We start from the raw sequence: 18,462 nt of genomic DNA on the forward strand, positions 1-18,462 counted from the left end.
ATTCGTGGCAGGAGCGCGGGTTCATGGACGTCCTCGACATCTCCCGATGGCAGTTCGGGATCACCACCGTCTATCACTTCATCTTCGTCCCCCTGACGATCGGCCTGGCGCCGATGGTGGCGATCATGCAGACCGTGTGGGTCGCCACCGGGAAGACCGGGTGGTACCGGGCCACCAAGTTCTTCGGCAAACTCTTCCTCATCAACTTCGCCCTCGGTGTGGTCACCGGCATCGTGCAGGAGTTCCAGTTCGGGATGAACTGGTCGGAGTACTCCCGGTTCGTCGGTGACGTCTTCGGCGCGCCGCTCGCGCTCGAGGGACTGGCGGCCTTCTTCCTCGAGTCGACCTTCCTCGGCCTCTGGATCTTCGGGTGGGGACGGTTGCCCCGGGCGGTCCACCTCGCGTGCATCTGGATGGCCGCGATAGGGGTCAACCTGTCGGCGTACTTCATCATCGCCGCCAACTCCTTCATGCAGCACCCGGTCGGGGCGGTCTACAACCCGGAGACCGGGCGCGCCGAGCTCACCAGCATCTGGGCGCTGCTGACCAACTCGACGGCCCTCGCCGCGGTGCCCCACACCATCGCGGGCGCCTTCCTCACCGCCGGGACCTTCGTCGCCGGCATCGGCATGTGGTGGATGGTCCGGGCCTCCCGGCAGCGGGTCGACCTCCTCGCCGACGGCCAGGACGACGCCGCGGCGGAGAAGGAGACGCAGGCCCGCGACCTCTTCCGGCCGGTCACCCGACTCGCCCTGTGGGTGATGATCGTCTCCGGCGCCGCTCTCATCGTCACCGGTGACATCCAGGGCAAGCTCATGTTCGAGCAGCAGCCCATGAAGATGGCGGCCGCCGAATCGCTGTGCCGCACGGAGACGGATCCCAAGTTCTCCGTCCTCACGGTGGGGACGCACAACAACTGCGACTCGGTCATCCACCTCATCGAGGTCCCCTACGTCCTGCCGTACCTGGCGGAGGGGCGGTTCTCGGGTGTCGAACTCCAGGGCGTCCAGGACCTCCAGTCCCGCTACCAGGAGCAGTTCGGTCCCGGCAACTACGCGCCCAACCTCTTCGTCACCTACTGGAGCTTCCGGGCCATGATCGGGCTCGGGGTCGGTTCCGCCCTGCTCGCGGTGGTCGGGCTGTGGGTCACCCGCCGGAGGGCGCCGATCCCCGACAAGCCCTGGATCGGTGTTCTCGGCCTGGCGGCCATCCCGTTCCCGTTCCTCGCCAACTCCGCGGGCTGGGTGTTCACCGAGATGGGACGTCAGCCGTGGGTCGTCCACCCCAACCCGACCGGTGACCCGGTGATCAGCCTGCTCGTGAGCCAGGGGGTGTCCGACCACCCCGCGTGGCTCGTGATGACCTCGCTCATCGGGTTCACGGTCGTCTACGGCGGCTTGGCGGTCGTGTGGTTCGTCCTCATGCGCCGGTACACGGTCGAGGGGCCGCTCGAGCACGATGCGGAGCCGCACCTCGGTCCGCCCGGTGACGACGACGCCGACCGACCGCTGTCCTTCGCGTACTGACCGGGAGAGAGATCATGGGACTTCAGGAACTCTGGTTCATCCTCATCGCCGTGCTCTTCCTCGGCTACTTCGTCCTCGAGGGGTTCGACTTCGGCGTGGGGATCCTCATGCCCGTCCTGGGGCGCGGCCCCGACACCCCGGAGCGGGACACCCGCCGCCGGGCCGTGCTCAACACGATCGGCCCGGTGTGGGACGGCAACGAGGTGTGGCTGCTGGTGGCCGGTGGCGCGATGTTCGCCGCCTTCCCGGAGTGGTACGCCACCCTCTTCTCCGGCTTCTACCTCCCGCTGTTCCTCATCCTGATCGCCCTGATCTTCCGGGCCGTCGCGATCGAGTTCCGCGGCAAGATCGACGACGTCGCGTGGCGGCGCCGGTGGGACGTCGCGATCGTCGCCGGCTCGGTGGTGCCGTCGTTCCTCTGGGGCGTGGCGTTCGCCAACATCGTCCGGGGCGTGGCGATCGATGCGGACAAGCAGGTCACCAGCACCCTGTTCGACCTCCTCAACCCCTACGCCCTCCTCGGGGGGCTGCTCACCCTCACCGTGTTCACGCTCCACGGTGCGGTGTTCCTCGCGCTCAAGACCTCCGGCGGACTCCGCACCGAGGCGGTCCGGATCGCGCGGATCCTGGCGCCGGTCGGACTCGGGGTCGGCGGCGTCTTCGCGCTGTGGACGCAACTGGCGCACGGGCGACCGTGGACGTGGGGCGCGGTCGCGGTGGCCGCCGCGGCCCTGATCGGCGTCGTCTCAGCGGTCTACGCGGATCGGGAGGGCTGGGCCTTCGCCGGGACCACCGTGGCCATCACCGCGGTCGTCGTGCTCCTGTTCGGATCGCTGTTCCCGGACGTCATGCCCACGACCCTGGCCGACGGCGTCGGCCTCACCATCGAGAACGCGTCGAGCTCGCACTACACCCTGGTCGTGATGACCTGGGCGGCGGCCTTCCTCACCCCGGTGGTCGTGCTCTATCAGGGCTGGACCTACTGGGTGTTCCGCGCGCGGATCTCGGTCGACCAGATCCCGCCGTCGATCGGTCTCCTCCCCGCGCGGCCGGGGAGGAGCTGACCCGGAGGTGGCAACCCCCCTCGACCCGCGCCTCGTCCGCGAGTCCCGACCGGTGCGTCGTCACCTCGCGGTCTCGGTCGCGCTCGCGGTGGTGACGGCGGCGGCGACCGCCGCGTTCGCGGTCCTGCTCGCCCGGGTGCTCGCCGGGGTCATCACCGACCCCTCGTCGAGACCCCTCGGCTCGTGGTCCCGGGAGCTGGCGTTCCTGGCGGTGGCGGCGGCGACCCGGGTGGCCGCGACGTGGGCGCAGCAGCGTCTCGCGCGGGCGGCCGCCGGTGACATCGTCGACGACCTCCGCGGGCGGGTCGCCCGCGCGGTGTCGGGGTGGGATCCGATCGACCGGCGGCGCCGGTCCGCCGAACTCCACACCGTCCTCACCACCGGCCTCGCCGGACTGGTGCCCTACCTCGCCGGCTACGTCCCCGCCCTGGCGACCGCGGTCGTCGTCACCCCCGCCCTGCTCGTGGTGGTGGCGTTCGTCGACCCGCTCTCCGCGGTCGTCATCGCCGTGACCCTCCCGCTCATCCCCGTCTTCATGATCCTCGTGGGGACTCTCACCCGGTCCCGCACGGAGCGCGAGTTGCAGACCATGTCGCGACTGTCCGCCCGGGTGCTCGACCTCATCGCGGGACTGCCCACGCTCGTCGCCCTGGGGCGGGAGCGCGGGCCGGAAGCCCAGGTCGCCGCGGCCGCCCGGGCGCACCGGCGGGCCACCATGGGGGCGCTGCGGATCGCCTTTCTGTCCTCGATGGTCCTCGAACTCCTCGCGACCCTGTGCGTCGCGCTGGTGGCGGTGGGGATCGGGCTGCGCCTGGTGGTGGGGGACATGGAGCTCGCCGCCGGTATCGCCGCCCTGGTGCTGGCGCCGGAGGTGTACCAGCCGCTCCGCACCGTCGGCGCCCGGTTCCACGAGTCCTCGGACGGTGCCCTCGCCGCGGACCGGGCGTTCGAGGTGCTCCACGATGGCGACGACGGCCCCGGCGGGGGCTCCGGCCACGGCGAGGCCGCCGGTACCGCGGGCCTCCACCCCGACGGTCCGGCCCGGATCCAGATCGAGGGGCTGGGGGTGCGGGGGCGCGACGGGCCGCGGCCCGACGGGCTCGACCTGGTGGCGGAACCGGGTCGGCTGACCGTCCTCACGGGCCCGAACGGGTCGGGCAAGTCCACCGCGGTCCTGGCCCTGCTGGGGCTGCTGGCGCCGGCGCGGCTCGAGGCGGGCCGGATCCGCATCGGCGGGATCGACATCGGTGAACTGGATCGCGGCCACTGGTGGTCGCGGGTCGCGTGGCAGCCGCAGCGTCCGACCCTCGTGTCCGGCACGCTGCGCCAGAACGTCGAGCTGTTCGGCGTCGATCCGGGGCGGCTCGACGCCGCGGCACGGCAGACCGGATTCGACGCGGTGCTCGCCGGTCGGGAGGCGGGGTGGGACAGCCCCGTGGGGCACGGGGGTCGGGGGCTCTCGACCGGGGAGGCTCACCGGTTGGCGCTCACCAGGCTGTTCGCGTCGGATGCCGACGTGCTGGTGTCCGACGAACCCACCGCGCACCTGGACGAGGAGACGGCCGGCCGCGTCGTCGACGCCCTGCGCGATCGGGCGCGGTCGGGCGACACCGTCCTGGTCGTCACCCACTCCCCGCTGGTCCTCGCCGCCGCGGACGTGGTGGTGGGACTCACCGCGGCGGGCACTCCCGGTGCGCGGGCCGGGGTGGACACGTGAGTGACCTGCGCTACGTCCTCGACCTGCTCGAGTTGGACCGTCTCCGGGTGCTGCGCGCGGTGTCGCTCGCCGTCCTCACCCTCGCGGTGGCGGCCTCGCTCGCCGCGATCTCCGCGTGGCTCATCACCCGCGCCTGGCAACAGCCCCCGGTGCTGGACCTCACGGTCGCGGTGGTGGCGGTCCGCGCGCTCGGAATCGGCCGGGGCGTCTCCAGGTACCTCGACCGACTCGCCTCCCACGACCTCGCCCTGCGGGGTGCCGCCCGTGCGCGGGAGCGGCTCTACCGTCGGTTGGCGGAGGGGCCGGCCACCCCGGCCCTGCGCACGGGGGACGTGCTCCTCCGCTCCGGCCGTGACCTCGATCTGGTCGCGGACACGGTGGTCCGCGTCCTCATCCCGGCCGCGGTGGCCGCCGTCCTGTCGGTCGGTTCGGTCGCCGCACTCGCGTTCCTGTCGCCCGCGGTGGCGGTGGTCATGGCGGTCTGCGTCGTCCTCGTCGGCGTGGTGGCGCCCGTCCTGGCCGTGCGCGCCGCGACGGGTGCCGAGCGGTCGGTCGCCGCCGCCACCTCCGACCAGGCCGCCACCGCGGTGCTCGTGGTGGACCACGCGGCGGAACTCGCGGTGGGTGGACGCCTGGGGACGGCGGTCCGGGCGATCACGGACGCCGGTGCACGCCGCCGGGAGGCGGAACGGCGTTCGGACGCCGCCTCCGCCCGGGCGGTGGCCGCTGTGCCCGCGGGGATGCTCGTCACGGCGCTGGCGGCCCTGGTGGTGGGCGTCCTCGACTACGGCGGTGGTGCGGCCCACGGGCCCACCTGGATCGGGGTCCTGGTCCTGTTCCCGCTCGCGGCGTTCGAGGCTCTCTCCGCGCTTCCCGCGGCGGCCGAGCACCTCGCGCGGGCGATCCCCGCGGCCGAACGCATCCGGGGGATGGTCGACGAGCCGCCCGGGGGCGGCGGGATCCCGACGGCCGGGGGGAGCGACACGGAGGAGACGGAGAGTGCCGACTCCCCCACGGACGGCGGCGACGACCTCCTCCGGGCGACGGATCTGATCTGGGGGCACGGCGGGCGTCGACTGTCGCCGGTGCCGTTGGACCTGGTCCTGCGCCCCGGCGACAGGGTGGTGGTCCGCGGCCCGTCGGGGTCGGGCAAGAGCACGCTGGCGAGGGTGCTGGCGGGGCTGGAGGCACCGCTGGACGGGCGCGTGCTGGCGGAGGGCGAGGACCTCGCCCTCCTCGACCGGCCCACCTGCCGCCGGAGGGTGGTCTACCTGGCCGAGGACGCCCGGGTGTTCTCCACGACCGTCCGGGACGATCTGCTCGTGGCGCGGGGCGATGCGACCGACCCGGACCTCCTGCTCGCGCTCGACGAGGTCGGTCTGGGCGGATGGGTCGCCAGCCTGCCGGACGGTCTGGACACCGTGCTCGAGGGTGGTGACGACGCGGTCTCCGGCGGTCAGCGGCGACGGATCCTGCTGGCCCGGGCACTGTTGGTCTCCGCGCCGGTCGTCATCCTCGACGAGCCGACCGAGCATCTCGCGGCCGGGGACGCGGGCGCGCTCCTGCGTCGGATCTGCGACAGCGGGCCGAACGGCCTGTTCGGGCCGGAGAGGGCGGTCGTCGTGGTCACCCACGACCGTGCGACCAGGGTGACCGCGACCCGGGAGATCGAACTCTAGGGCCCGACTCAGCCCGCGAGGCGGCGCAGGCGCGCGGACATGTGCGGGACCAGGCCCTTCTCCGGGTGGACGCGCTCCTCCACCCAGCCGAGGTCGCCACCCTCGACGATCCCGTAGATGCGCTTCGCGCCGCCCCGGGCGGGTCCGGTGGGAGAGGACATCACGACGTCCGTGGTCATCTCCCAGGCGGACTGCGAGATCGGCGCGCCGTAGTACATCTCCACGACCCCGGAGGCGTGGGCCACGAGGAACTCGAGCTGGTCGTCCTCGGAGATCCGCCAGAAGCCGGACTCGCGGTAAGCGGCGTCGTCGACGGCACCACCGGAGTCGAACGTCCAGGCGCGGGAGCTCCAGCTCAGGTAGTTCTCGCCGTCGTGCGACACGACGATCTGCTGCCCGAAGCGGTGCTCGCCGCGGTCCTCGGTGTCCGCCTCCCCCTCGCCCTCCCAGACGCCCACGAGGGGGAGCAGGGCGAGCAGTCCCGGGTGCAGGTCCGGCCCGAACCGGAGGTTCGCCGTGTCCCCGGGGACCGGGAGCTCGGAGAACGCCGGGATGTTCCGCTGGGAGGTCTGCGCGGATCGCTCGGCTGCGGCCTCCACGGCGGCGTTCCCGGACCCGCGCACCACGGAGTGGCCGTCTCCCCCCTCGGGGGTGGACGGCGAAGGGTCGCCCGTGCCGGTGGGGTCGCTACCGGTCACGACTCGTCGGTGACCGTGCGGTACACGATGTAGCAGGTGGCCCAGAGGATGGCCAGCGTGCAGAGGACGAGGAGGATCTCGAAGAAGAGCACCATTCCCCAATCCTAACCCCGAGGGCCTCAGCCCAGGGAGATGCGGGCCTCGATCGAGTGGATCAGGCAGTCCTCGGCGGGGACGACGAAGTCCTCGCTCACCCGTGCCTTGAGGCCGACCACGGTGACGAGGGTGAAGTCCGCGTGGACGACGCCCTCGCGTCCGTCGGGGTCGACGGTGAGGACGATGTCGCGGACCTCGCGGATGGTCGAGTACTGCAGGTGGAGGTGGAGGTCCCACTTGAGGTGGTCGCCACTGAACCCCGTCTTGAGGCCGTTCTCGTGGCGCACGCAGTCCGGCGCGAACGGCACGCGGAACGCGGCCGCGGGAAGCGTGATGGCCGTGAGGTACATCCGGACGGCGGCCTCACGCTCCTCGGGGGAGTAGGGGCCGGGGTGGTCCGGGATCTGGGGGGTCGCACCGCGCCGCTGGTCGATGCCCACCATCACGGCGGAGGCCACGGAGGTACCGATTACGACGACGGAGGCCCGCCCGGCGAAGCCGAGCGCACGCGAGAGGAATGACATGGTTCCGAGATTAGCGAGTCGGTCCCGACCGGGGGGCGGGCACACGGTTCATCTCTCGACGGGGACCCCGATCAGCGAGCCGTACTCCACCCAGCTGCCGTCGTAGTTGACCACGTTCGGCCGGTCGAGCAGTTCGTGGAGGACGAACCACGTGTGGCTCGACCGCTCCCCGATCCGGCAGTAGGTCACCACCCGCCGGTCCGGTTCGGTGAGGAACTCCCCGTAGATCGTCCGGAGCTCGGCGTCGGTGCGGAAAGTTCCGTCGCGGGTCACGGCGCGGTTCCAGGGGATGGAGACCGCGCCCGGGATGTGTCCGCGTTGGCGTCCGCCCTCCTGCGGGAGTCCGGGCGGTGCCGCGAGCCGCCCGGTGAACTCGTCGACCGACCGGACGTCCACCAGCGCGTCGCGTCCGAGGCCCGCCAGGACGTCGTCGCGGAACGCGCGGATGGACAGGTCCTGCGGGTCGGCGGCGTAGTCGGTCACGGGCCGGGCGGGGAGGTCGGTCTCGAGCGGCAGCCCGTCGCGCTCCCACCGCATCCGTCCGCCGTCGAGCAGGCGGACGTCGGCGTGCCCGTACAGCCGCAGGTACCAGTACGCGTAGGCGGCAAACCAGTTGTGGTTCCCGCCGTACACCACCACCGTGTGGTCCCGGGTGATGCCCCGCTCGGCCATGAGGTCGCCGAACCTCTCGCGGCCGACGAGGTCACGCGTGTACTCCTGCTGGAGTTCGGTCCGCCAGTCCAGGGCGACGGCGCCCGGGATGTGCCCGGCGGTGTGGTATTCCGTGGCGTCCTCGTCGACCTCGAGGAAGACCACCGAGTCGTCGGCCAGGCGCGATTCGGCCCAGCGGGTGCTGACCAGAACGTCGTCGCGACTCATGCCGGCGAGTCTAGTGGTCCGGCCGGACCAGGGTCCCGAGCGGCGCGGTCCCCGGACCCCCGGTTCCGCTCGCGGTGAGGGTGCCGCCGCGCACCGTGAGCGACTCGACCGTCAGTCCCAGGGGGAGGACATCCGGGGCCAGGGTCAGCGCGGTGCGTCGCATCGCCAGCTCGCCGTCCTGGTCGGGGATGCCCCCGGGGCCCGTGGCCGGTGCCGTGGGCACGAGGTGGGCGCCACGCTCGTCGACGACGAGGTCGACGAACGCCGAGACCCGGGTGTCCGTCCCCCGGAGGGTCCCGGTGACCCTGGCCCGGTGTTCCGTCCCGCCGGCCAGGCTCGGATCATCGGCGGCGCCGATGAGGACGTCCCGCATCCCCAGCGCGGGGCCGAGCGAGTCGCCGGTCATCCGGACGGAGACCGTGACCGACCGGGCGGTCAGGTCCTCGTCGCCGCTCTCGGGCACGTGCAGGTCGGTCACCTCGGCCTCGACGGCCACCGGCCCGAGCCCGGGGCGGTCCACGTCCTCCGCGCGGATCGAGACCGAGGACAGGGTGCCGGGGGCGGCCCAGCGGGTGGTGGGACCGCCGTGGATCAGCACCGACGGGGCCGGCGAACCCTCCACCGCCGGGCGGATCCGGGTGGACAGGTCCGACTCGACCCTCGAGGTGGAGATCGAGTCCACGGTGAACGCGCCGACCGCGACGACCGCCGGGGCGACGATCGCCGCGACGACGCGACTGCGGGTGCTCATGGGGTTCAGGTCTACTCCAATCACGGGATCGTGGGTGTGGGTCGCTAGTATCGTCTGCGCGCCCGAGCGAGGAGGAAGCAAGATGGACGTAGTGCTCCTCACCACGGAAGCAGACCCCGAGGCGGTCGTCCCCGCGCTGTCCCTGCTGCCGCATTCCGTCCGGCCGCTCCCGGCTCTGGCGTCCTCCGTGTCGGACCTGGCCGGCGCCGCCCTCGCCCTGGTCGACGCCCGGACCGACCTCGCCGCGTCGAGGGCACTGTGCCGGCTCATCTCGGCCAGTGCCGACCTCGCCGTCGTCGCGGTCGTCTCGGAGGGCGGGTTGATCGCCGTGAGCGGCGATTGGGGACTCGACGACATCCTGCTGCCCACGACGGGCCCGGCGGAGGTGGACGCGCGCTTCCGGCTGGCCGCGACCCGGCACTCGGCCCAGGGCGAGTCGGACGGCGGCCTGCTCACCGTCGGCGAGCTCGTGATCGACGAGGAGACCTACGTCGCCCGGGTCAAGGGTCGTCCGCTGGACCTGACGTACAAGGAGTTCGAGCTCCTCAAACACCTGTGTCAGCACCCCGGGCGGGTGTTCTCCCGCGCCCAGCTCCTCCAGGAGGTGTGGGGCTACGACTTCTTCGGCGGCACGCGCACGGTCGACGTCCACGTCCGACGGCTGCGCGCGAAGCTGGGACCGGACCACGAGTCCCTGATCGGCACGGTCCGTAACGTCGGGTACAAGGCGGTCCGGCCCACCGACCGCAGGGAGGACGGAGGGGACGCATGACCGTCACCGAGCACGCGGTGGACGAGGAGACGGCCACCCTGATCGAGGCGGTCGCGATTGCCGCGGAACGCGCCGACGGGGTCGCCCCGCTCGGCGAGCAACCCCTCCGTGCGCTGCGCAGTCCTGCCGCGGACGACGTGCGGCACCTCCTGGTCCGCGACGGCGGTGACGGCGGAGACACCCGGATCGTCGGGTACGCCCAGCTCGCGGGCAGGGGCGGGGAGGCGACGGCCGAGCTGGTGGTCGACCCCGGACACCGCCGTCGCGGGGTGGGAACGGACCTCGTCCGAGCGGTGTACCAGCGGGAACCCGGTGCCGCGGTGTGGGCGCACGGCGATCTGCCGGCCGCGCGGGCGCTCGCCGTGGCCGAGGGACTCACGCGGACGCGGGAGCTGCTGAAGATGCGCAGACGTGCGGCATCCGCGCCGCCGCTGCCCGAGGCCCCGCCGCCCGTCGGCGTCGAGACGGGGACGCTCGCGGACGCCGCCTCCGAGGGCGGGTCGAGATGGCCCGGACTGGATGCCCGGGCGGAGTTCCTCCGCGTCAACAACGCCGCGTTCTCGTGGCATCCCGAGCAGGGCGGGTGGACGCCCGACCGGCTGGACGAGCGGCTCGGGGTGGACTGGGTCGACCCGGCCGCGATCTTCCTCGCCGTGGACACCGCCGGTCCCCGGCCCCGGCTGGCCGGCTTCCACTGGACCAAGACGGTCGTCCCCGACCCCGGCCCCGCGGGCAAGGGTGAGGCCGTCGAGGGTGAGGTCTACGTCGTGGCCGTCGACCCGGCGGACCAGGGGCGCGGGCTGGGCGGGTCGCTCACCGCCCTCGGGGTCGCGCATCTCGAGGAGGTCAACGGGGTGGAGTCCGTCGTGCTCTACGTGGAGGGTGACAATGCGGCGGCCATCCGGACCTACGAGAGGCTCGGCTTCACGGTCGAGCTCCGCGATGTGACCTACACCCGCGTGTGACGAATCCGGCATCGCCGGCCGGCTCTGTGTAAGACCCCTGTTCAGGGGGCCGCGGCCGGGTGGGAGTCGGGGCCGGTGGCGTCCTGTTCTGCGAGTTCATCTCTCGTTCACCTCTCCTCGCGGGGCTGTTCATATCAGCGCCTTAGGTTCTGATCCTGTCGGGCCGCGGGTGTCGGCCCGTCCTCGCGACGCAGTCGCCAAGAACGTGACCGGTGGGATGCCCCACCGGACTAACCAAGGAGATTCAGTGGACCTCAAGCGCACCGGTGCCCTTCTCGGGCTCGCCGCTCTCACGACCGTCGGCCTGGCCGCCTGCTCGGACGACAACGCCGGCGGCGGCGACTCGTCGGCCCAGGCCGTGGCCGGTGCGGAATGCGGCGGCAAGGCCAACCTGAAGTCGTCGGGTTCGTCCGCGCAGAACAACGCCATGACCGTCTTCGCCAACTCGTACGCGATGAGCTGCGAGGGCCAGACGCTCGACTACAACTCCAACGGCTCCGGTGCCGGCGTCAAGGAGTTCATCGGCGGCCAGACCGACTTCGGTGGCTCCGACTCCCCGCTCAAGGACGCGGAATACGTCACCGCCGAGGAGCGGTGCGACGGCCCGGCCTGGAACCTCCCGGCCGTCTTCGGCCCGATCGCCGTGGCCTACAACCTCGACGGTGTCGAGCTCACGCTCTCGGGCCCGACCATCGCCAAGATCTTCAACGGTGGGATCACCAACTGGAATGATCCGGCCATCGCGGCGGAGAACAAGGGTGCGGAGCTCCCGGATCAGCGCATCACCGTGATCTTCCGCTCGGACGAGTCGGGTACCACCGACAACTTCCAGAAGTACCTCGACGCCGCGTCGGACGGGGCGTGGACGCAGGAGGCAGGCAAGACCTTCAACGGCGGCGTCGGCGAGGGCGCGAAGGGCAACGAGGGGGTCTCGGCCGCCATCGGCCAGACGCCGGGCACCATCACCTACACCGAGTGGTCGTACGCCAAGAACCAGGACCTCTCCATGGTGAAGATCGTCACCCCGGCCGACGCGGAGGGCGTCGAGCTCACCGCCGAGACCGCCGGCAAGACCATCGATTCGGCCAAGCTGAAGAACGAGGGCACCAACGACCTCGTGATCGACACCTCGTCCTTCTACGTCCCTGAGGCGGCCGGCGCCTACCCGATCATCCTCCCGACCTACGAGATCGTGTGCTCGACGTACAAGGACCCGGAGACCGCCGCCGCGGTGAGGTCGTTCCTCAACGTGGCCGTGTCGGAGGAGGTCCAGGGGCAGCTCGAGGCAGAGGGCTACATCCCGGTCCCCGACGCCTTCCGCGAGAAGCTCACCACCGCCATCTCCGAGATCTCCTGATCCCCGGGGTCGCCGGCCCGCCACCCATCCGGGCGGGCCGGCGACCCGCCCCTCACACCCCCGAGCGACTGAAGGTCTCATGACAGTTCACGAATCCGTCGACCGCGATGCCGACGAGAACGCAGGGAAGTCCGGCATGCCCGCCGGCGCCGGGCCAGTGCCGGGTGCCGACACCGGCGGTGGCGAGGACCTCCGAGAGGCCAGGTCGTCCCAGAAGACGGATGCGCTCTTCCGCGGAGTCACGGTGGCCGCCGGCGGGGTCATCGTCGCCCTCATCGCGCTGATCGGGATCGTCCTGGTGATCCAGGCGACCCCGTCGCTCATGCAGAACAACGTCAACTTCTTCACCTCGTCCGAGTGGAACACCACCGACCCGGACAACATGCGCTTCGGCATCCTCGACCTGCTCAAGGTCACGGTCCTGAGCTCGGTCTTCGCGCTGGTCCTGGCCGTCCCGGTGGCGATCGGCATCGCCACGTTCCTCGTGCAGTACGCTCCGGCCCGGCTGTCGAGGACGCTGTCCGCCCTGATCGACCTGCTCGCCGCGGTGCCGTCGATCATCTACGGCATGTGGGGACTCATCGTCCTCGGGCCGTGGATGGTGCCGTTCGCCACCTGGCTCAACCAGAACCTCAGCTGGATCTTCCTCTTCGCCGACGGCAACGTGTCGATCGGCGGAGGCGGGACGATCTTCACGGCCGGCGTCGTCCTGGCCATCATGATCCTGCCGATCATCACGTCGATGTCGCGTGAGACCATCCGGCAGACCCCGTCCCTCCACCAGGAGGCGGCCCTGGCACTGGGCGCCACCAAGTGGGAGAAGATCCGGATGACGTGCTTCCCCTACGCCAAGTCGGGGATGATCGCGGGGTCGATGCTCGCCCTGGGACGCGCGCTCGGCGAGACGGTCGCGGTGCTCATCATCCTGCGCGCGGCCAGTTCGCCCGGCACGCTCTCGCTGTTCGACGGCGGCTTCACGTTCGCCTCCAAGATCGCCTCGGGCAGCGCGGAGTTCAACCATCCGCTCCCCACGGGCGCGTACATCGCGGCCGGTCTCGTGCTGTTCATCCTCACGTTCCTCGTCAACCTCATCGCGCGCTCCGTGTCCGGTGGAAAGGTCAACGGCTGATGTCCAAGACACCCCCCGACCTGGCCAAGCCGGCCAAGCCGACGGACACGTTCCTCCCGATCTCCGGCGGCCGCAGGGCCAAGGACCGGCTCGCCACCGTGATCTTCACGGTGTGCTTCATGCTCGCCGTCATCCCGCTGGTCGCGCTGCTGTACAAGGTGCTCGTCTCGGGTCTGCCGGCGGTCCTCGACCCCGCGTGGTGGACCAACTCCCTCTTCCTCGTCTCGCCGTCCTCGATGGCGGGAGGTGTGGGCCACGCCATCTACGGCAGCCTCGTGCAGGCGCTCGTCGCCGCCGTCTTCTCGATCCCGCTCGGGGTCGCCGCCGGCATCATGCTGGTGGAGTACCCCGAGTCCCGGCTGGCACGGCCCACGACGTTCATGGTGGACGTCCTGGCGGGTGTCCCCTCCGTCGTGGCCGCAATCTTCATCTTCGGGGTCTGGGTCTCGGTGCTGAAGTTCCAGCTGAGCGCGTTCGCGGTGAGCCTGGCGCTCGTCCTCCTCATGCTGCCGCTCATCGTGCGGTCCACCGAGGAGATGCTCAAGCTGGTCCCCGACGAGCTCCGCGAGGCCTCCTACGCGCTGGGCGTCCCCAAATGGAAGACGATCGTCAGCATCGTGGTCCCCACCGCGCTGTCGGGCATGATCTCCGGCATCTTCCTCGCGACCGCGCGGGTGATGGGGGAGACCGCCCCGGTGCTGATCCTCGTGGGCTACACCGCGAGCTTCAACTTCAACATCTTCCAGAACAACATGGCCTCGCTGCCGTTGCTGATCTACAACCAGCTCTCGAACCCCAACGAGGCCGGCCAGTACCGGATCTGGGGCGCGGCGCTGACCCTCATCATCATCATCGGGCTGGCGAACCTCCTCGCTACGTTCGCTGCCAAGGCGCTCGCGCCGAAGACCAAGTAAGGACCAGAGATGGCCAAGCGACTCGATCTCGAGAATGTCGACATCTTCTACGGTGACTTCCACGCCGTGAAGGAGGTCAACCTCCACGTCCCGCCCCGCTCGGTGACCGCGTTCATCGGCCCGTCCGGCTGCGGGAAGTCCACCGTCCTCCGCTCGCTCAACCGGATGCACGAGGAGATCCCGGGCGCCTACGTCACGGGATCCATCAAGCTCGACGGCGTGGACATCTACGACAAGAAGGTCGACCCCGTCGCCGTCCGTCGGACCATCGGCATGGTGTTCCAGCGGCCCAACCCGTTCCCCACGATGTCCATCAAGGAGAACGTGGTCGCGGGCCTCAAGCTCCAGGGCGTCAAGAACAAGAAGACGCTCGACGAGGTCGCGGAGAAGTCGCTTCGTGGAGCCAACCTCTGGGAAGAGGTCAAGGATAGGCTCGACAAGCCCGGTGGCGGTCTCTCCGGCGGGCAGCAGCAGCGCCTGTGCATCGCCCGGGCGATCGCGATCGAGCCCCAGGTGCTCCTCATGGACGAACCCTGCTCGGCGCTCGACCCGATCTCGACGCTCGCGGTGGAGGATCTCATCGCCGAACTCAAGAGCGAGTTCACCATCGTGATCGTCACCCACAACATGCAGCAGGCGGCGCGCGTGTCCGACCAGACCGCGTTCTTCTCGCTCGAGGCCACCGGCATGCCGGGTCAACTCGTCGAGGTCAACTCCACGGAGAAGATCTTCTCCAACCCGGACAACAAGCAGACCGAGGACTACGTCTCCGGCCGCTTCGGCTGAGCACCTCCGCACGACACGAACACCCCGGTTCCCGCCACGTCGGCGGGAACCGGGGTGTTTGCGTGGGTGCCCGAGCCCCCTCAGTCGGACGAGCCCTGACCGGACGCGTCGCCGGCGACCCGGGCCCTGTACGCCCTGTCGGTCTCGTTGAAGCGGCGGACCAGTTCCTCGGTGGAGGGCGAGGAGTGGTCCGGGTTGTCCTCCGACAGGGTGGCGTACTCGCCGGTGGCCAGGAAGATCACGCGCTGGGCCACCTCCACCGCATGGTCGGCGAACCGCTCGTAGAAGCGGCCGAGGAGCGTGACGTCGACCGCGGCGGCCACTCCCCACTTCCATTCGCGGACGGTGAGCAGGGTGAACAGGTGGCGACGGAGGTCGTCCACGGCGTCGTCCTGGTGGGCCAGGGTGGCGGCCTGCTGGGCGTCGCGGCTGATCATCACCTCGGTGGCCGAACGCCCGAGCGAGATCGCGACGCGACCCATCTCGGCGAAGTAGCCGTTGACGGGCTCGGGCAGGACGCTCTCGGGATGGCGGCGTCGCACGATCTTGGCCACGTGTCCGGCCAGGGTCCCCATCCGGGTGAGATCCTGAACGAGCTGGATGGAGGTGACCACCTGGCGTAGGTCGCGGGCCACGGGAGCCTGGAGCGCCAGCAGGGCGAAACCGCGTTCCTCGTTTTCGGTGGCGAGGCGAGCCATCTCCGTGGAGGACTGGAGGACCTGCTCCGCCGCCACGAGATCGACCTGGAGGAGCGCGTGGGTGGCCAGCTCCATGTCGTCGGTGGCCAGGGCGCACATCCTGGCCATCGAGGTGGCCAGATCCGTCAGTTCTTCAGAGTAGACAAGACGCATGTGATTCAGCGTACGCGCATGTCAACCGCAGTATCGGGCCCGCTGGTGAATGACCGGTGAATACCGGGCGCCCGGGGGCGGGGGCGGATGGTCCGGCGCGGGTCAGCCGCCCGAGTTCTCGGCGTCCGCTCCGTCGAGCGCCACCGCGTCGTCCTCCGGGTCGTCCAGCCAGCCCTCGGGCAGGAGGACCCGGGAAGGCGACCCCTGCCGCCCCCGCGGGCCGTCACCGTCGGCCGGGAAGGGCTCGTCGGCGGGCAGGTCGGAGAGCAGTGACGCGAGGTCGTCGAGGGTGCGGACGGCCGCTAGGCCGACACGCTTGTCGGACCCGGCCGGGAAGCCGCGCAGGTACCAGGCGACGTGCTTGCGGATGTCACGCATGCCCTTGTCCTCGCCGTGGTGTTCGGCGAGGAGCTCGCCGTGCCGATACATGATCCGGGCGACCTCCCCGAGGGTCGGCGGGGTGGGGGCCTCGCGGCCGTCGAGGCGGGCGGCGAGCTCCGAGAAGAGCCAGGGCCGGCCGAGGCAGCCGCGTCCGATCACGACGCCCGCGCAACCGGTCTGCTCGCGCATCCGGACCGCGTCCTCGGCGGAGAAGATGTCGCCGTTACCCAGGACCGGGACGTCGGAGACCGCCCCGACGTGGTCGACGAGCCGGGAGATCTGCGACCAGTCGGCCCGGCCGGAGTACCGCTGGGCGGCGGTCCGGGCGTGGAGCGCGACGGCCTGGGCGCCCTCCTCGGCGGCGATGCGGCCGGCGTCGAGGTGGGTGTGGTGCTCGTCGTCGATGCCGACCCGCATCTTGACGGTCACCGGGATGTCGGTCCCCTCGGTGGCCCGGACCGCCGCCGCGACGATGGACCGGAAGAGTCGACGCTTGTAGGGGATCGCGGAACCCCCGCCTCGACGGGTGACCTTGGGGACGGGGCAGCCGAAGTTGATGTCGATGTGGTCGGCGAGGTCCTCGTCGACGATCATCCTGGCGGCCGCGTACGTGTACTCGGCGTCCACCGTGTAGAGCTGCAGGCTGCGAGGGGATTCGTCGGGCGCGAAGGACGCCATGTGGAGTGTCGCGGGTTGACGCTCGACCAGCGCCCGGGCGGTCACCATCTCGCAGACGTACAGGCCGGACACCGAGCCCTGCTGTTCGCGCTCGATCTCGCGGCACAGCGTCCGGAACGCCACGTTGGTGACCCCCGCCATGGGCGCCAGGACGACGGGAGACGCGAGTGCGAGCGGGCCGATGCGCAGGGCGGGCGCGCCGGTCGTGATGGGGGCGGACATGCCTCGAGTGTCCCAGCGAGGGGCGGGCAGGTCCAATGAGGCGTCCCCGGTACGCGGGTGATCCGGGCGCAACCGATGGTGCCCCCAGTCGGGCTCGAACCGACGACCTGCGGATTAAAAGTCCGTAGCTCTACCAACTGAGCTATAGGGGCGACGATCACACTACCGCCCGCGCGCCGGTCCGCCGATCCAGGCTCGGTACCGGCCGACGCCGAACCCGGGTGGTTTCGACGGTGGGTGGTCGGTGCCCTAAACTCGAACGCGCTGCGGACCGGCGATCCCGGACGTGGCACAGGCCCCCTTCGTTTAGCGGCCTAGGACACCGGCCTTTCACGCCGGCAGCGCGGGTTCGAATCCCGTAGGGGGTACGCAGGAGATGTCCCGGTCACCGTCACTCGGTGGCCGGGACATCCCGCATTTGGGCCCCGGCCGGATGCGGGAGCCGGGCCCCCGATTTGCGTTGGTACGGGGGCGTCGATTACTGTTCTGTCTCGTGCGAAAAGCACGGCCCTGTGGCGCAGTTGGTTAGCGCGCCGCCCTGTCACGGCGGAGGTCGCGGGTTCGAGTCCCGTCAGGGTCGCCAGACAACCGGCGCATTCGGTGTTCACCGGGTGCGCCGGTTGCCTTAGGGCCAGGTAGCTCAGTTGGTACGAGCGTCCGCCTGAAAAGCGGAAGGTCGCCGGTTCGATCCCGGCCCTGGCCACCACGGTAGCGTCGCGCTGGAGGGATCCCCTCCGGCGCGTTCGTCGTTTCGGGGATCGTCGTCCTCTCGTTATAGCGTGGGCTCCATGCCATCGACTGCCGCCGAGGTCCGTGCCGTGCCGGAGAAGTCACGACCAGGCATCCGGTGGGGGATCGTCGCCGCGATCAGTGGACTGGTCGGGATCGTCCTCGCGATCATCGTCCCCCTTCTCCCGGTCACCCAGACCACGTCGACGATCAGCTGGCCCCAGGCCGGGACCCTCGACCCGGTGACGGCCCCGCTCGTGGCCTACTACCCGCTCGACCTCACCGCCGAGGTCCCGTGCTCGGCCGTGCAGAAGCTCCGGGACCGGGGACTGGAGGACGGGGTCCTGGTCTCCACCGCGCCCCGGCAGGCGGGCGAGAACGCGGGCGCCCGCGCGCTCGTGATCTCCGTCGCCGGCCCCGCGGTCGAGGTACGCAGCCGCAACGTCCTCATCGCCTCCGCGCCCGCCGACGCGGTCGCCGCACCGGGGGCCTGCTCGGTCATCCGCGTGGTGGCCGACTCCGGCTCGATCGGCGCGGAGTTCGTCGGCCTCGCGGTGGACGGTCGGGGGGCGGGCGGCCGGATCGACGACGACCTGCGCCCCCAGGTGGTCGGGGTGTTCACGGACCTGCGGGGTGCGGCGCCCGAGGGGATGGCCGTGGACATCACGGTCGACTCCCGCTACACCACCCAGGCGACCGTGCTCAAGCAGGCCGCGATCGTGGCAGGCATCCTCGCGCTGATCG

16 protein-coding genes, 4 tRNA genes and 1 pseudogene are annotated in these 18,462 nt (G+C 71.0%); 14 read left to right on the forward strand and 7 right to left on the reverse strand.

All coding sequences use genetic code 11. The annotated features are described in order from the left end of the window. Positions 1 to 23: 23 nt before the first annotated feature. Genes Q0444_RS07160 through cydC form a run of 4 tightly spaced genes read left to right on the forward strand, consistent with a single transcriptional unit; the run spans position 24 to position 5,986 of the window. Complete coding sequence (locus Q0444_RS07160; protein WP_291080297.1) at positions 24 to 1,526, forward strand: cytochrome ubiquinol oxidase subunit I; 1,503 nt, start codon at positions 24 to 26, stop codon at positions 1,524 to 1,526. Positions 1,527 to 1,540: 14 nt separating this feature from the next. Then, positions 1,541 to 2,590: a cytochrome d ubiquinol oxidase subunit II gene (gene cydB, locus Q0444_RS07165; protein WP_291080295.1), complete on the forward strand. Its 1,050-nt coding sequence runs from the start codon at positions 1,541 to 1,543 to the stop codon at positions 2,588 to 2,590. 7 nt (positions 2,591 to 2,597) lie between these two features. Continuing rightward, positions 2,598 to 4,307 carry a thiol reductant ABC exporter subunit CydD gene (gene cydD, locus Q0444_RS07170; protein ID WP_291080293.1) on the forward strand — a complete coding sequence of 570 codons (1,710 nt, stop codon included), beginning with the start codon at positions 2,598 to 2,600 and terminating at the stop codon, positions 4,305 to 4,307. Further along, the gene (gene cydC / locus Q0444_RS07175; protein ID WP_291080291.1) at positions 4,304 to 5,986 is read left to right on the forward strand and encodes a thiol reductant ABC exporter subunit CydC; all 1,683 of its coding nucleotides are present in this window, start codon (positions 4,304 to 4,306) and stop codon (positions 5,984 to 5,986) included. Before cydD ends, cydC begins: the two co-directional genes overlap by 4 nt. 8 nt (positions 5,987 to 5,994) lie before the next feature. Here cydC and Q0444_RS07180 read toward each other — a convergent pair whose 3' ends face one another. From Q0444_RS07180 to Q0444_RS07195, 4 genes are all read right to left on the reverse strand, one after another. Beyond that, positions 5,995 to 6,684, reverse strand: a complete 690-nt coding sequence (locus tag Q0444_RS07180) for an FABP family protein (protein WP_291080289.1) — start codon at positions 6,682 to 6,684, stop codon at positions 5,995 to 5,997. Between the two features lie 119 nt (positions 6,685 to 6,803). Beyond that, positions 6,804 to 7,304: a hypothetical protein gene (locus Q0444_RS07185; protein WP_291080287.1), complete on the reverse strand. Its 501-nt coding sequence runs from the start codon at positions 7,302 to 7,304 to the stop codon at positions 6,804 to 6,806. Between the two features lie 48 nt (positions 7,305 to 7,352). Beyond that, on the reverse strand, positions 7,353 to 8,183 hold the full coding sequence (locus tag Q0444_RS07190; RefSeq protein ID WP_291080285.1) for a sulfurtransferase: 831 nt from the start codon (positions 8,181 to 8,183) through the stop codon (positions 7,353 to 7,355). 10 nt (positions 8,184 to 8,193) lie between these two features. After that, positions 8,194 to 8,934: a DUF2993 domain-containing protein gene (locus Q0444_RS07195; protein ID WP_291080283.1), complete on the reverse strand. Its 741-nt coding sequence runs from the start codon at positions 8,932 to 8,934 to the stop codon at positions 8,194 to 8,196. Positions 8,935 to 9,016: 82 nt separating this feature from the next. Here Q0444_RS07195 and Q0444_RS07200 point away from each other — a divergent pair, with 82 nt between their 5' ends. The 6 genes from Q0444_RS07200 (at position 9,017) to pstB (ending at position 14,857) form a co-directional block, all read left to right on the forward strand. Then, on the forward strand, positions 9,017 to 9,706 hold the full coding sequence (locus tag Q0444_RS07200; protein ID WP_291080282.1) for a response regulator transcription factor: 690 nt from the start codon (positions 9,017 to 9,019) through the stop codon (positions 9,704 to 9,706). Then, a complete protein-coding gene (gene mshD / locus Q0444_RS07205) occupies positions 9,703 to 10,671 on the forward strand; it encodes a mycothiol synthase (RefSeq protein WP_299022566.1) in 969 nt (322 codons plus the stop codon). Before Q0444_RS07200 ends, mshD begins: the two co-directional genes overlap by 4 nt. A 247-nt stretch (positions 10,672 to 10,918) precedes the next feature. Next, a complete protein-coding gene (pstS, locus tag Q0444_RS07210; RefSeq protein ID WP_291080278.1) occupies positions 10,919 to 12,028 on the forward strand; it encodes a phosphate ABC transporter substrate-binding protein PstS in 1,110 nt (369 codons plus the stop codon). 79 nt (positions 12,029 to 12,107) lie between these two features. Further along, positions 12,108 to 13,157: a phosphate ABC transporter permease subunit PstC gene (gene pstC, locus Q0444_RS07215; protein WP_291080276.1), complete on the forward strand. Its 1,050-nt coding sequence runs from the start codon at positions 12,108 to 12,110 to the stop codon at positions 13,155 to 13,157. Next, positions 13,157 to 14,071, forward strand: a complete 915-nt coding sequence (pstA, locus tag Q0444_RS07220; RefSeq protein WP_291080275.1) for a phosphate ABC transporter permease PstA — start codon at positions 13,157 to 13,159, stop codon at positions 14,069 to 14,071. Before pstC ends, pstA begins: the two co-directional genes overlap by 1 nt. A 9-nt stretch (positions 14,072 to 14,080) precedes the next feature. Further along, a complete protein-coding gene (gene pstB / locus Q0444_RS07225; RefSeq protein WP_299022570.1) occupies positions 14,081 to 14,857 on the forward strand; it encodes a phosphate ABC transporter ATP-binding protein PstB in 777 nt (258 codons plus the stop codon). A gap of 80 nt (positions 14,858 to 14,937) precedes the next feature. Here the strand turns inward: pstB and phoU are convergent, their stop codons facing one another. From phoU to Q0444_RS07240, 3 genes are all read right to left on the reverse strand, one after another. Beyond that, positions 14,938 to 15,708, reverse strand: coding sequence for a phosphate signaling complex protein PhoU (phoU, locus tag Q0444_RS07230; protein WP_299022572.1), 771 nt, complete (start codon positions 15,706 to 15,708; stop codon positions 14,938 to 14,940). 102 nt (positions 15,709 to 15,810) lie between these two features. Beyond that, on the reverse strand, positions 15,811 to 16,989 hold the full coding sequence (dusB, locus tag Q0444_RS07235; protein ID WP_291085896.1) for a tRNA dihydrouridine synthase DusB: 1,179 nt from the start codon (positions 16,987 to 16,989) through the stop codon (positions 15,811 to 15,813). A gap of 76 nt (positions 16,990 to 17,065) precedes the next feature. Beyond that, positions 17,066 to 17,141: transfer RNA gene (locus Q0444_RS07240), tRNA-Lys, on the reverse strand. Between the two features lie 143 nt (positions 17,142 to 17,284). On the opposite strand from Q0444_RS07240, the gene Q0444_RS07245 reads away from it, so the two are divergent. The 4 genes and pseudogenes from Q0444_RS07245 to Q0444_RS07260 form a co-directional block, all read left to right on the forward strand. Next, a tRNA-Glu gene (locus Q0444_RS07245) sits at positions 17,285 to 17,357 on the forward strand. 138 nt (positions 17,358 to 17,495) lie between these two features. After that, positions 17,496 to 17,572: transfer RNA gene (locus Q0444_RS07250), tRNA-Asp, on the forward strand. Between the two features lie 46 nt (positions 17,573 to 17,618). Then, positions 17,619 to 17,695: transfer RNA gene (locus Q0444_RS07255), tRNA-Phe, on the forward strand. A gap of 82 nt (positions 17,696 to 17,777) precedes the next feature. After that, positions 17,778 to 18,462, forward strand: a pseudogene (locus tag Q0444_RS07260) (arabinosyltransferase); the annotation flags it as partial.

Origin of the sequence: uncultured Dietzia sp. (assembly GCF_937873725.1) — a bacterium.
Taxonomy (GTDB): Bacteria; Actinomycetota; Actinomycetes; order Mycobacteriales; family Mycobacteriaceae; genus Dietzia.